Below are 13,018 nucleotides of genomic sequence, written 5' to 3' on the forward strand. Positions count from 1 at the left end.
TCGCTTCGCGACATCTCCCCCTCAAGGGGGGAGATTGGGCGGCATATGCCGCTGCCTCGTACAGCAATTACAGCGTCTGGAAGATGCGCGTTGCCGTCGGAGGACACGAATGGCGCGGCAGGCTCCTGATCTCCCCCCTTGAGGGGGAGATGTCAGCGAAGCTGACAGAGGGGGGTAAGCCCCGCGGACGACACAGCAACAAGGGGAACAGCGGTGTCGACTGAAACCAAAACCACCTGCCCCTATTGCGGCGTCGGCTGCGGGGTCATCGCCCGGATCGATGATAACGGCACGGTCAGCGTCAAGGGTGACCCGGACCATCCCGCCAATTTCGGCCGCCTGTGCTCCAAGGGCTCGGCGCTCGCCGAAACCATCGATCTCTCTGGACGCATTCTTCATCCGCAGATCGACGGGCGCCGCGCGGGTTGGGATGAGGCGCTTGACCTCGTCGCCACACGTTTTTCCGAAACCATCGCCGAGCACGGCCCGGATTCGGTCGCCTTCTACGTCTCCGGTCAATTGCTGACGGAGGACTATTACGTCGCCAACAAGCTGATGAAGGGTTTTATCGGCTCGGCCAATATCGACACCAATTCGCGCCTTTGCATGTCCTCCTCTGTCGCCGGCCATCGGCGTGCCTTCGGTGCAGATACCGTTCCCGGTACCTATGAGGACATCGAGCTTGCCGATCTGGTCGTCCTGACCGGCTCCAATCTCGCCTGGTGCCACCCGGTCATCTACCAGCGTCTTGCCGCCGCCAAGGCCGCTCGGCCCGGCATGAAAGTCGTCGTCATCGATCCGCGCCGCACGATGACGGCCGATATCGCCGACCTGCATCTGGCGATCCGGCCGGATGGGGACGTAGCGCTGTTCATGGGCCTGCTGGCCCACCTTGCCGGCACCGCCGCGATCGACCAGAACTATATCGGCACGCATACCAACGGTTTTGCAGAGGCTTTCGCGGCGGCCTCGGTCCTCGGCATCGCCGAACTTATGGAATTGACCGGCCTCCCCTCCATGCAGTTGCGCCAGTTCTTCCGCCTGTTCGAGGAAACGGAAAAGGTCGTCACCTGCTACAGCCAGGGCGTCAATCAATCCGCCTCCGGCACGGACAAGGTCAACGCCATCATCAACTGTCATCTCGCGACCGGCCGCATCGGCCGGCCCGGCATGGGCCCCTTCTCCCTCACCGGCCAGCCGAACGCCATGGGCGGACGCGAGGTCGGCGGTCTTGCCAATATGCTCGCAGCTCACATGGCTATCGAAAGCCGCGAGGATTGCGACCGCGTCCAGCGTTTCTGGCGGTCGCCGGCCATCACCCGCAGGCCCGGCCTCAAGGCCGTCGACATGTTCCGCGCCGTCGCCGACGGCCGGGTCAAGGCGCTCTGGATCATGGCCACCAACCCGGTGGTCTCGATGCCGGATGCCGATGCCGTCGCAGCCGCCATCGCCGCCTGTCCCTTCGTCGTCGTCTCCGACGTCCTGCAGGAGACCGACACCACGAAGCTGGCGCACGTCCTTCTGCCCTCGCTCGGCTGGGCCGAAAAGGACGGCACCGTCACCAATTCGGAGCGCCGCATTTCCCGCCAACGCGCCTATCTGGCCGCCCCTGGCGAGGCGAAGGCCGACTGGTGGCAGCTGGCCGAGGTCGGCCGCCGCATGGGATTTGAGGACGCGTTCTCGTTCCCTACCGCCGCCACCATCTTTGCCGAGCACGCGGCCCTGTCGGCCTTCGAAAACGAGGGCGGTCGTGATTTCGATATCGGCGCCTACGCGCGGATCGACGGCGCGGCCTATGACAGGCTTGCCCCCTTCCAATGGCCGCAGCCAGCCGCCTCGCAGGTGCAAACCACCCGCTTCTTCGCCGATGGCGGCTTCTTCCATGCCGATCGCAAGGCGCGTTTCGTCGCCGTCAATGCCCCTGCCACGGATCGCACCACCGCCGACTTCCCGCTGACGCTGAACACCGGCCGCATCCGCGACCAGTGGCACACGATGACACGGACGGGCAAGAGCGCCCGCCTGTCCGCCCATATTGCCGAGCCATTCGCGGAAATCCATCCGCGCGACGCGATCGAAATCGGTGTCGCCAGCGCCGGCCTCGTCGAGATCGAGAGCCCCTACGGCAAGGCCGTGGTACGTGCCTTGGTTACCGAGCGACAGGCTCGCGGCAGCCTGTTCGTCCCGATGCACTGGAACGATCAGTTTGCCGCAAAGGCACGGATCGACGCCGTCGTTGCCCCGATCACCGATCCATTCTCCGGTCAGCCTGCCTCGAAGAACGTCGCCATTGCGGCGCGGCGACTGAAGGTTGCAAATTATGGCTTTGCGGTTTCCGCCACCAAACCGCAGGGTCTCGACACTCCCTACTGGGCACTGGCAAAGGCGGATGGCGGATGGCGGCTGGAACTGGCGTTCGATGCCGCGCCCGAGAGCTGGACTGAATGGTGCCGCGCGCATCTCGGCATCCCCGACCATATCGAACCGCTCGGCTACGCCGACGCTCGGACCGGCGACCTGCGGCTTGCCTTCTTCGACGGCGACCGCCTGCTTGCCGCCTTCTTCCTCGGCCGCGAGCCGGTTGCCGTCGCCCGCAACTGGGCGGTCGAACAACTGACCGTCAAGCATGCCGACATGGCCAAGCGGTTCGCGGTTGCTGCCGGGCGACCCGGCGCCGGCCGCGTGGACCCCGGCGCCACCGTCTGTTCGTGCTTCAGCGTCGGCGTCAATCAGATCGTCGCCGCCGTCAGGGGTGGCTGTCACAGTGTCGAGGCTGTCGGCAAGGAATTGAACGCCGGAACCAATTGCGGCTCGTGCCGCGCCGAGATCAGGGGGATCATCGATGGATGCCTTTCAGCTGCTGCCGAGTGACCGGAACGACCGCCCTGCCCGCATGGCACCGCTCGCCAAATTGCCGGTCTTCTGGGCGCTCGAGGGAAAACGCGCCATCGTTGCCGGCGGATCGGACGCGGCGGCCTGGAAAGCGGAACTGCTGGCGGCCTGCGGTGCCGAAGTCCATGTCTATGCGGACGAGCTGAGCGAGGCGTTCGCAACCCTGATGCGGGACGACGGCCGGTTCGAGCATCACAAGGAACAATGGTCGCCTTCATCCTTCAAGGATGCTGCCATCGCCATTGCCGATTGCCAAGACGATGACGCCGCTGCCGCGTTCTTCGATGCGGCCTGCAGGACCGGCGTGCCGGTCAACGTCATCGACAAACCGAAATACTGCCAGTTCCAGTTCGGTTCGATCGTCAACCGCTCGCCCGTCGTTGTCGCCATTTCAACGGATGGTGCCGCCCCGATCCTCGCCCAGGCGATCCGCCGACGCATCGAGACGCTGCTGCCGCCTGCGCTGAAGTCCTGGGCGGCGCTGGCGCATTCGATCCGGGACAAGGTCAACGCGCGCGTGGGCCCCGGCGCACCGCGACGCGCCTTCTGGGAGAATTTTGTCGATCGTGCCTTCGGCGCGGCACCCGAGGCCGAAGCCGAAGCCGGCCTGCTTGCCGACGCCGGGCGGATTGGCACGAAGCACACATCCGGCAGCGGACGCGTAACGCTGGTGGGTGCCGGGCCGGGCGATGCGGAGCTTCTGACGCTCAAGGCTGTGCGCGCACTGCAGGCGGCCGATGTCATCCTGTTCGACGATCTCGTGTCCGACGACGTGCTGGAACTTGCCCGCCGTGAAGCAAAGCGCATGCTGGTCGGCAAGCGCGGCGGCCGGACGAGCTGCAAGCAGGAAGACATCAACACGATGATGATCCAGCTCGCCAAGGCCGGAAAGCGCGTGGTGCGGCTGAAATCCGGAGACCCGATGATCTTCGGTCGCGCGGGCGAGGAAATCGCCTGTCTCGAACGGCAGGGCATTCCCGTGGACGTCGTGCCGGGCATCACCTCCGCCAGCGCCATGGCCGCCCGTCTCGGCGTATCGCTGACGCATCGCGATCACGCGCAGTCCGTGCGCTTCGTCACCGGTCACTCGCGCCTCGGCGAACTGCCCGAACATCTCGACTGGCAGAATATGGCCGAACCGCGCACCACGACGATATTCTACATGGGCGGCCGCACCGCCGGTCAGATTCGCGCCAGGCTTCTGGCCGCCGGCATGGACGGTGCGACCCCGGCCGTGGTGATGAGCGCGGCCACCCGCAGCAATGAAAAACGCTGGATCGGCACGGTCGGCGATTTGGCGGACGCGGTGGTGCGTATAGGCGTCGACAATCCGATCCTGATCGGCGTCGGCCAGGCCTTTTCGCAGGCACAATCGAAGGCTGAGAGCCCGGTCGGAAAGCCTGTCCCGGAAAACGGCCATCATCGATCCCGGGCGGTGTGATGCCATCCGAACTTCTCGCCGCCCTGTTCCTGAGCCTTGCCATGGGCTTCAGCTTCAGCCGGTTCCGCCAGATTTTCCTGGCGACGACCGATCACGCCATCCTTCTATCGCCCGCCACCGCGCTTGCCAGTTCCATCAGCCTCTCCTCGGCCGCCATGGCCTGCAGCGGCAATGGCATTGGCATTGGCGCAACGATCGCTGCGCTCGGAGTGGCGTTGGCTGTCGTGATCGGCCAGTCCGCGCTTGGCACTTCGGCGCGTCTCGCCTTGGCCGCGGCATGCCTGTTTGCACATGCGGGTTTGGGCGCCTCACCTTAAATCTGGACCAGGTGGTCACAAGAACGGCTTATTTCTCGCGACCGCCCTTCCGGAACAACCCAGCACTCCATACGTTTGCACAGCACCAAACAGGAAACCATGCGATGCAAATGACCATGCGAGCCGTCGTCTTCGTGATCGTGGGTTCGATCCTGAGCATCCTCTTGATCAAATATGTCAGGAACGATCTGAACACTTCGGTTCCTATGATGGATCCTGCCGGCGCAACCGAGCCGCCCTGATATTCCACAATTTGCGACAAAAGCCGCAGCCCCTATCCCATTTGCCAATCTCTCCAGTCAGAAAACCGCCATATTCGGCCGCCACCCATGCCGGGCGCGAGGCAGGCAAGTCTCAGGGGACACGCGCGTCGTGTGGCCGTGGATGACGCTTCTTCGCCGAGCAGACGCATTTTCTGATTGAGATGGGGGCAGGGGGCATGAGGAAATGGTGCAACGAGCCGATGCTGCCGCATCACGTTGAACTATGTCAGCGGGTCTTCGACGCGGCCAAGGTCGCCCGCAACATAACGCCCGACAGCGATGCGAATGATCCGGTGGCAGCGCTGGTGCTGACCCTTTACCGGCATGGCGTATGGGAGGAGGACGAATTGCTCCGCCGCGTTCTTGCTGCTCTCGACGAAAATTCTTGATTGAAAGCCCGACTCACCGCCTTCGGGCCAAATCACATCTTGCTTTTGCGCGTCAAACGGGACGACAACTTACAGACTTGACCGCCGCCTAATATTGATAAAAACTATAGACTATCAGCATTGGCCGACGGTGAGATGTCATGAACCAATTGATCGTCAATCCGATGACCCTGTCAGCACCCGGCGAATCGACAGCCAAAAAAGCGAACCGACCGGTGATCGCCATCATTGGCGGCGGCGTCTCCGGCGCGGCCACGGCGTTCCATCTCGCGCAGGCGGACGGCGGCCCTGCGCCGGAAATCATCGTCTTTGAGCCGCGCGACGGCCTCGGCAGGGGCCTCGCCTATGACACGGCCGAACCCGCCCACCGCATCAACGTCCCCGCCGCACGCATGAGCCTTCTCACCGACGAGCCGGATCATTTCCTGCGTTGGATCGATTCCCATTCGGCAACCGCGGGTGATGCCGATGCCCTGCGGCCGGACGGCAATCTCTTTCCGCGGCGAAGCGTATTCGGCAACTATATCAATGCCATGCTGCAGCCGTTCATCGCCGATGGCGCCGTCCGGCATCGTCGCGCAGCCGTTGCACGTCTGCTGCGCGACGGTCAGCGCTGGTGTCTCGTCGATGAGGGCGGCGGCGAGACCCTGGCCGATATCGTCGTCATCGCCACCAGCCATCCACCACCGGTGGCGCCGGGGGGACTTCAGACGCTGCTGAAGGGCCATCCGCGTTTCGTGCCGGACCCGACGAAAGCAGGCGCGCTCGACGCCATCCGCTCGTCCGACCGGGTCCTTGTCATCGGCAACGGCCTGACCTCTGCCGATGTGATTGCGTCGCTGGCACTCAAGGGGCACACCGGCGCGATCACCGCGATCTCCCGCCGCGGCCTGCGGTCGCGGGGACATGCGCCCTTTCCGCAAGATCCCACCGGTGATTTCCTGACCGATCCAGCCTTCACGGCCCGTGCCCTGCTGAAGAACGTCCGCAACGCCATTCGTGAGGCAACGGCAACTGGTCTCACCTGGCACGGCGTCATCGACCAGGTACGGGCGCAGGGCCAAGCGGTCTGGCAGATCCTGCCGATCGCGGAACGGCGGCGCATCGTCCGGCACCTGCGGCCCTATTGGGATGTCCACCGCTTCCGTGTGGCGCCACAGGTGGAAGCGGCACTGGACCAGGCGATCGCCGAGGGCCGCCTTGAAATCCTTGCCGGGTCGATCGCAGGCACCAGTGTCGAGAATGAGGCGATCCGTTGTGCGCTGCGCCTCCGCCGCCACGGGGAGACTGTGGAGCGGACCTATGACGCCGTCGTGGTGACCACCGGACCCGGACATGGCGGCATCCTCGCCAGCCAGCCTTTTCTCGCGGAACTGGCGCAGAGCGGCTATCTCGAACTCGACCCGACCGGCCTTGGGCTTGCCTGTACCCGCAATTCCGAAGCCATCGGCCCGGCCGTCGGCGTGACGCCGTCGCTGCTGATTGCCGGTCCGCTGGCGCGCGGTACCTTCGGCGAACTCATGGGCTTGCCGCAGGTGACGGAACATGCGGCCTTCGTCGCTTCCGTCATTGCAGAGCGCCTGCAGGCGACGGTGCTTGAACCGGCAGAAAACCCCCGTTAAGCGGCCCGCGGCCAGGACCGAACCTGTTCCAGAAAAGTGCGAGAGGGTTTTCCGTCCGGAATGCGCGAAAACAATGATGGAGAGTCTTTGAAGCGGGGAACAGCGAAACCGCGCTATGAGTGGCGCTGGGCAAGCTGCAAGGCGGTGCTTGAATCGGGTTTCGCAAGCACCAGTCTGGTGCCCTCCGTCCTCCAGGAAAGCCCGCTCTTCAGCGCATCGAGGAACTTCCGTTCCTGGTCCATCACCGCCGGAACGCACGTCCTGCGCGTGGTGGCGGCAGGGCCGAAGATGATCTCGTCGGTCTTCAGGTTGAATGTGCCGGTGTAGTGATTGCAGCCGGCAAAACCGGAATAGGTGCCGTCATCGTTGATCTCGAGCGTCGTCTGCAGGTCGTCGATCACGCCGCCGCCGCCGATATCCTCAGCAAGCCATGTCCCGACGAGTTCGGCCGGCACGGATTTGGCAACGAGGGTCGATACCGAGGCGGTATCGAGCAGCACGCAGGAGCAGGAGAGGAACAGCGCAAGTTTCAACATGTGGGATCCCGCCGTTCCGAATTGACACCGTTTGCCGCGAATCGCGCGGACCGCGACCATATCGCATCGTCCGGTTTTCAGACTACACTTGTTGACGGCCGCGTTCACCTGTAGAGCCTAGCATGAAACAAGAAAAACAACGGGACTTGGCCATGACCTCCGGCGCACCTCAAAAACGCCGCTTGACCATACTGGGCTCTACAGGCTCGATCGGCACCAATACGCTCGACGTCATTGACCAACTCGGCGGCCGTGACGCGTTCGAGATTGCCGCCGTGACCGGCAATGGCAACATCGACCTGCTCGCCGAGCAGGCCAAGGCAACAGGTGCGGAACTCGCCGTGACTGCCAGCGAGCGGCACTACGAAAGCCTGAAATCGGCCCTGGCGGGCACCGGTATCGAAGTCGCCGCCGGCCGCAGCGGCCTGATCGAGGCCGCTGAGCGCGACGCCGATTGGGTGATGGCCGCCATCGTCGGGACCGCCGGCCTTGCCCCGACGCTCGCAGCCGCCGAGCGCGGTGCCGATATCGCGCTCGCCAACAAGGAATGCCTGGTCTCCGCCGGCGATCTCTTCGTGCGCGCGGTTGCCGAAGGCGGTGGACGGCTGATCCCGGTCGACAGCGAACATAGCGCGATCTTCCAGTCGCTGGAGGACGATCAGCGCCACGCCGTCGAACGGATCGTGCTCACCGCGTCCGGCGGTCCCTTCCGCACTTGGTCGCGCGAGCAGATGGCCGGCGTGACGGCGGAGATCGCCCGCGCCCATCCGAACTGGTCGATGGGCCTGAAGATATCGATCGGCAGCGCCTCGATGTTCAACAAGGCGCTGGAGATGATCGAGGCGAAGCATCTCTTCGATGTGGCGCCAAGCCAGATCGAAGTGATCGTCCACCCGCAATCGATCATCCATTCGATGGTCGGCTACACCGATGGCTCCGTGATCGCCCAGCTGGGCTGTCCCGACATGCGCACCGCAATCGGCTATGCGCTCACCTATCCGATGCGGACGAAACTTGATGTCGATCGGCTGGACTTCGCCAAGCTCGCAAGGCTGGATTTCGAGGCGCCGGACGAAGTCCGCTTCCCGGCGCTGCGTCTTGCCCGCACGGCAATGGAGCGCGGCGGCCTGCAGGGCGCAGTCATGAATGCGGCCGAAGAGGTCGCCTTCGATGCCTTTGTTTCAGGCCGTATCGGTTTCCTCGACATGGCTGACATCGCCGAGGCGATCATGGACCGCATGACGGCAGTGGCCCCGGCCGTCTCCATGGATGACGTTTTCGCCGCCGACAGCGAAGCCCGCACCCGTGCCGCCGAAGCGATCGCCGCAAAAGAAAGGGCCGCCGGAGCGGCGGCCTGATTCAATTTCAATAGGTTAGCAATACCTTACGCAACAGCCCTCGCCAGCGCGCAGCGCGACCACAGCTGGTGCAGCGCGCCGACCAGGTGGTCGATGTCGGCGTCCGAATGCAGCGGCGTCGGCGTGATGCGCAGCCGCTCGGTCCTCTTCGGCACCGTCGGATAGTTGATCGGCTGGACATAGATGCCGCAATTGTCGAGCAAGAGATCGGAAATCCACTTGCACTTGGCCGCATCTCCGACGATCACCGGCACGATGTGGCTCGGATTGGCCATGTGCGGAATGCCGTTCTTGTCGAGCAGGTTGCGCAGGCGGCGAACCCGTTCCTGATGGGCGAAGCGTTCGATCTGGCTTTCCTTGAGGTGCCGGATCGAGGCGACCGCGCCGGCGGCGAGCGCCGGCGGCAGCGCCGTCGTGAAGATGAAGCCGGAGGCAAACGAGCGGATGAAATCGCACAGCGCCGCCGATGCGGCGATATAGCCGCCCATGACGCCGAAGGCCTTGCCCAGCGTGCCTTCGATTACCGTCAGGCGATGCATCAGACCTTCGCGCTCGGCAATACCGCCGCCTCGGGGACCGTACATGCCGACGGCATGAACCTCGTCGAGATAGGTCATCGCGCCGTATTTGTCGGCGAGATCGCAGATCTCCTTGATCGGCGAAATGTCGCCATCCATCGAGTAGACCGATTCGAAGGCGATGATTTTGGGCGCGCGCGGATCGGCGGCCGCCAGCTTGGCCTCGAGGTCGGCAACGGAATTGTGCTTGAAGATCACCCGCTCGCATTTGGAGTGGCGGATGCCCTCGATCATCGATGCGTGGTTGCCGGCGTCCGAAAAGACGATGACACCGGGGATCTTCGAACAGAGCGTCCCGAGTGCCGCCCAGTTGGAGACGTAACCGGAGGTGAAGAGCAGTGCTGCTTCCTTGCCGTGCAGGTCGGCAAGCTCGCGCTCGAGAAGAACGTGGTAGTGGTTGGTGCCAGAAATATTCCGGGTGCCTCCCGCACCCGCGCCACACTGATCGATGGCGAGTTTCATCGCCTCGGTTACCTTGGGATGCTGGCCCATGCCGAGATAATCGTTGGAACACCAGACGGTGACGTCCTGCTTTTCGCCCTGGGCGTCATAGCGGGTCGCCTTGGGGAATTGCCCGCGCTGACGCTCCAGATCGGCGAACACGCGGTAGCGGCCTTCCTGATGCAGGCCGTCCAGTTCGCCTTTGAAGAAACTTTCGAAATCCATCATCGTCTCCAGAACCTTGCCGTCTTTTTGATCCAAAGACAGCCTGCGTCAATCCCCAAGCCTGGGATCGCCGCCGCCTGCGGCAAAAGGCCCCTAATTTTGAACAGTTCCAAACTATTCGTCATGGATTTCATTCCACTTAACCTTGATCTGAGTCAAGCCCGCGTGGAAAAGGACGAGCCACTGCCTCCTTATATTCTGTTTCAGCGAAATCGGCCCTGATCGTCCGGAGCAATGGCCTCTTTTCCTAATGACAGTGGCGCCCGAAATTTCTCTGGCGCTGTCACGCCGGGAACAGCACCTTCAGCTTCCGTTCAGGTTGAATGGCATTTCTTGTAACAAGAGGATTTTGCAGGATATCTGTAGACTTTCGCAGGCATGCAATTATCTTCGAAGTTGCAAGTTCGACCGGAGGGGGACCTTTACCGTCCAACTTCCATTCCCGGGGAACGGACGGCGGAAAGGTCAGCTTTCCCGTCCAGATTGGAGAACCAAATGAAAAAAGCCATTGCGCTTGTGTTGATTGCATTGTCGGTCGCAAGCTGCACACAGACTGAAAAGGGCGCCGGGATCGGTGCCGTTTCCGGCGCCATCATCGGCGGCGCGATCACCGGCGACGTCCGTGGCGCCGCGGTCGGCGCGGCGATCGGCGGCGTTTCGGGCGCGGTCATCGGCCATGTCAGCGAACAGCCGGGTCAGTGCTATTATCGCGACCGCTACGGCCGCCGCTATATCGACGATTGCCCGTGATATAACTCACAGGTTGCAGTCGGCAGGGGCAAAGACGTGGCGAGCGCCGTCTGCCCCGGTGACGCGAAATACTGCCGGCCCCGGAGAAATCCGGGGCTTTTTGTTTCCCGCACGTCACACTTGTCGCGGTATTTCCCACATTCCGGCGTTTTGGCTTCATCACCGGAGCAATGCTGTGTAGGGTCATCGTTAATGAAGGGAAAACCTTGTCATGCAATTGTGCCCCTGCCATGAGGGCAGGCGGATGTTGAAAGTAGCCTGGAAAGCGGAATGCGGAAACGGAAGCGTCTGCCGACTGTAAGTGTTGCGTACCGGAACGCTGGCACTGCTTTTGCCGTCGCGGCGCTGGCGGTTTGCGGACCTTTGTCGGTTACCGACGCCCACGCTTTGAAGATCTTCGGCATGCGTTTCTTCGAAAGTGACGAGGAAAAGGTCGAGGTCATCGATCCCGTCAACTACAACCTTACCTTGACGGAAGGCTCGGGCGACGAGGATCTCAAGGAAGCGCTGGAAAACAGTTCGCGCCTGTTCCAGGACAAGGACAAACCCGTTTCTGGCGATCTCGGCCTCGTCATCAAGGCGCGCGACGATCGTGATCGCCTTCTCGCCGCCCTTTATGAGCAGGCCCGCTATGGCGGTACGGTCGACGTCAGGGTGAACGGCCAGGATATCGACACGCTGCCGCCCGATCCGGTGTTTCCGGACGGCGCTCCGGTTCCCGTCGAAATCACGGTGACCCCGGGCCCGGTTTTCACGCTCGGCAGCGTCGTGCTCAAGGGAGACGCCCTCGGTCGCAGACCGGAGGAATACCTCAAACCGGGCGCGCGGGCGGACTCCACCCTCATCATCAAGGCCGGCGAAAAGGTGGTCGAGGACTTGAAGGAAGAAGGTCGACCGCTCGCCCGGCTGACCGAACGCAGCGCCATTGCCGATCACAAGACGAACACCGTTGACGTGGTCATCGCCGCGGAGGGTGGCCCGGTCGCGCCTGTCGGCACTGTGACCGTGACCGGCACCAAGACGGTCGACCCCGCCTTCGTCGCCAGCTACTCGCGCCTCAACGGCGGCAAGCCCTATTCGCCGGAAAACCTGCGCAAGGCATCCGAGCGGCTGCGCCAGCTCGGCGTGTTTTCGAGCATCACCATCAAGGAAGCGAACGAACTGGCGCCGGATGGCACCATCCCGATGACCATCGAGGTCTCCGAAGGCAAACACCGCTATTTCGGCGCCGGTGCGCAATATTCGACCACGGACGGTTTCGGCATCCAGGGCTACTGGGGTCACCGCAACCTCTTCGGCCGGGCCGAATCGTTGCGCGTCGAAGGTTCCGTCAACCGCATCGGTGAGACGACCGATGTCGGCAGCCTCGACTACTCGGCCGGCCTGCTTTTTGCCAAGCCCGGCGCTTTCGGCCCCGCTTCCACCTTCAACGCCAGCCTGAAGGCGCAGCTTCTCGACCCGGATGCCTATAGCGCGACAATCTTCACCGGAGCAGCCGGCGCGACCTTCGAGCTGTCCGATACCGACACGATTTCCGGCGGCGCAGAACTGAGCTGGGCCGATATCGACGACGCCTTCGGCTCCAACGAATATCTGACGGCGGCGATCCCGATCGAATATGTCCGCGACACCCGAGACGACAAGCTGAACCCGACAGCAGGCTACCGCGCCTCGATCAGCGCCAAGCCGAGTTACGAGATCAACGGCCAGGCCTTCTTCAGTTCGTTCGAAGGCTCGGCCTCCACTTATCTGGGGCTTGGCGCAGAAAACCGCTTCGTGCTGGCCGGCAAGCTCGGCGCCGGCATCCTCGCCGGTGGCGACGGCCTCGCCTCCATTCCGGCCCACCGGCGCTTCTATCTCGGCGGCGGCGGCACGGTGCGCGGCTATTCCTACCAAGAGATCAGCCCGCGCAACGACGATGACGAAATCCTTGGCGGACGCTCCTATGTCAATGCGTCGGTGGAGGCTCGTATCAACATCACTGAAAAGATCGGCATCGTTCCTTTCGTCGATGCGGGGACCGTATCGGCCAAAACCGCGCCGGATTTTTCTGATATCCGTGCCGGTGCCGGTATCGGCCTGCGTTATGCAACGCCATTCGGGCCGATCCGGCTGGATTTCGCGGTACCGCTGAATGCCTATCCGGACGGCACCAAATACGGGATCTATGCCGGGATCGGGCAATCCTTCTGATTGCCGAAGGACG

Annotated in this window: 11 protein-coding genes; 9 read left to right on the top strand and 2 right to left on the bottom strand. The window is 63.2% G+C overall.

What is annotated here, in order from left to right; translation table 11 throughout:
- Positions 1-213 precede the first annotated feature (213 nt).
- The 6 genes from JNB71_RS23700 (at position 214) to JNB71_RS23725 (ending at position 6,924) form a co-directional block, all read left to right on the top strand.
- Complete coding sequence (locus JNB71_RS23700) at positions 214-2,871, top strand: molybdopterin-dependent oxidoreductase (RefSeq protein WP_220374229.1); 2,658 nt, start codon at positions 214-216, stop codon at positions 2,869-2,871.
- A complete protein-coding gene (gene cysG, locus JNB71_RS23705) occupies positions 2,843-4,333 on the top strand; it encodes a siroheme synthase CysG (protein WP_220374230.1) in 1,491 nt (496 codons plus the stop codon). Before JNB71_RS23700 ends, cysG begins: the two co-directional genes overlap by 29 nt.
- The gene (locus tag JNB71_RS23710; protein ID WP_220374231.1) at positions 4,333-4,650 is read left to right on the top strand and encodes a hypothetical protein; all 318 of its coding nucleotides are present in this window, start codon (positions 4,333-4,335) and stop codon (positions 4,648-4,650) included. Before cysG ends, JNB71_RS23710 begins: the two co-directional genes overlap by 1 nt.
- Positions 4,651-4,754: 104 nt before the next feature.
- Entirely contained in the window at positions 4,755-4,892 is a 138-nt protein-coding gene (locus JNB71_RS23715) for a hypothetical protein (RefSeq protein WP_220374232.1), read from the top strand.
- A 197-nt stretch (positions 4,893-5,089) separates the two neighbouring features.
- Positions 5,090-5,302: a hypothetical protein gene (locus JNB71_RS23720; RefSeq protein ID WP_220374233.1), complete on the top strand. Its 213-nt coding sequence runs from the start codon at positions 5,090-5,092 to the stop codon at positions 5,300-5,302.
- 164 nt (positions 5,303-5,466) lie between these two features.
- Positions 5,467-6,924 (top strand): FAD/NAD(P)-binding protein, encoded by a 1,458-nt coding sequence (locus JNB71_RS23725; protein ID WP_220374303.1) that lies wholly within the window; start codon positions 5,467-5,469, stop codon positions 6,922-6,924.
- 113 nt (positions 6,925-7,037) lie between these two features.
- Here JNB71_RS23725 and JNB71_RS23730 read toward each other — a convergent pair whose 3' ends face one another.
- Positions 7,038-7,460, bottom strand: coding sequence for an META domain-containing protein (locus JNB71_RS23730; protein WP_220374234.1), 423 nt, complete (start codon positions 7,458-7,460; stop codon positions 7,038-7,040).
- A gap of 152 nt (positions 7,461-7,612) precedes the next feature.
- Here JNB71_RS23730 and dxr point away from each other — a divergent pair, with 152 nt between their 5' ends.
- Entirely contained in the window at positions 7,613-8,818 is a 1,206-nt protein-coding gene (dxr, locus tag JNB71_RS23735; protein ID WP_220374304.1) for a 1-deoxy-D-xylulose-5-phosphate reductoisomerase, read from the top strand.
- Positions 8,819-8,844: 26 nt separating this feature from the next.
- Here the strand turns inward: dxr and hemA are convergent, their stop codons facing one another.
- Complete coding sequence (gene hemA, locus JNB71_RS23740) at positions 8,845-10,062, bottom strand: 5-aminolevulinate synthase (protein ID WP_220374235.1); 1,218 nt, start codon at positions 10,060-10,062, stop codon at positions 8,845-8,847.
- Positions 10,063-10,557: 495 nt separating this feature from the next.
- Between hemA and JNB71_RS23745 the strand changes: the two genes are divergently transcribed.
- Positions 10,558-10,812, top strand: coding sequence for a YMGG-like glycine zipper-containing protein (locus tag JNB71_RS23745; protein WP_037128172.1), 255 nt, complete (start codon positions 10,558-10,560; stop codon positions 10,810-10,812).
- Between the two features lie 270 nt (positions 10,813-11,082).
- Positions 11,083-13,005, top strand: a complete 1,923-nt coding sequence (locus JNB71_RS23750) for an autotransporter assembly complex protein TamA (protein ID WP_220374236.1) — start codon at positions 11,083-11,085, stop codon at positions 13,003-13,005.
- Positions 13,006-13,018 lie beyond the last annotated feature (13 nt).

This window comes from Rhizobium herbae (genome assembly GCF_019511375.1).
Lineage (GTDB): Bacteria > Pseudomonadota > Alphaproteobacteria > Rhizobiales > Rhizobiaceae > Pararhizobium > Pararhizobium herbae_A.

Excerpts from the sequence above, each read along its gene's own strand:
- hemA (WP_220374235.1), bottom strand. The coding sequence starts at position 10,062 with ATGGATTTCGAAAGTTTCTTCAAAGGCGAACTGGACGGCCTGCATCAG.
- JNB71_RS23710 (WP_220374231.1), top strand. The coding sequence starts at position 4,333 with ATGCCATCCGAACTTCTCGCCGCCCTGTTCCTGAGCCTTGCCATGGGC.
- dxr (WP_220374304.1), top strand. The coding sequence starts at position 7,613 with ATGACCTCCGGCGCACCTCAAAAACGCCGCTTGACCATACTGGGCTCT.
- JNB71_RS23720 (WP_220374233.1), top strand. The coding sequence starts at position 5,090 with ATGAGGAAATGGTGCAACGAGCCGATGCTGCCGCATCACGTTGAACTA.
- JNB71_RS23725 (WP_220374303.1), top strand. The coding sequence starts at position 5,467 with ATGACCCTGTCAGCACCCGGCGAATCGACAGCCAAAAAAGCGAACCGA.
- cysG (WP_220374230.1), top strand. The coding sequence starts at position 2,843 with ATGGATGCCTTTCAGCTGCTGCCGAGTGACCGGAACGACCGCCCTGCC.
- JNB71_RS23730 (WP_220374234.1), bottom strand. The coding sequence starts at position 7,460 with ATGTTGAAACTTGCGCTGTTCCTCTCCTGCTCCTGCGTGCTGCTCGAT.
- JNB71_RS23750 (WP_220374236.1), top strand. The coding sequence starts at position 11,083 with ATGCGGAAACGGAAGCGTCTGCCGACTGTAAGTGTTGCGTACCGGAAC.
- JNB71_RS23745 (WP_037128172.1), top strand. The coding sequence starts at position 10,558 with ATGAAAAAAGCCATTGCGCTTGTGTTGATTGCATTGTCGGTCGCAAGC.
- JNB71_RS23715 (WP_220374232.1), top strand. The coding sequence starts at position 4,755 with ATGCAAATGACCATGCGAGCCGTCGTCTTCGTGATCGTGGGTTCGATC.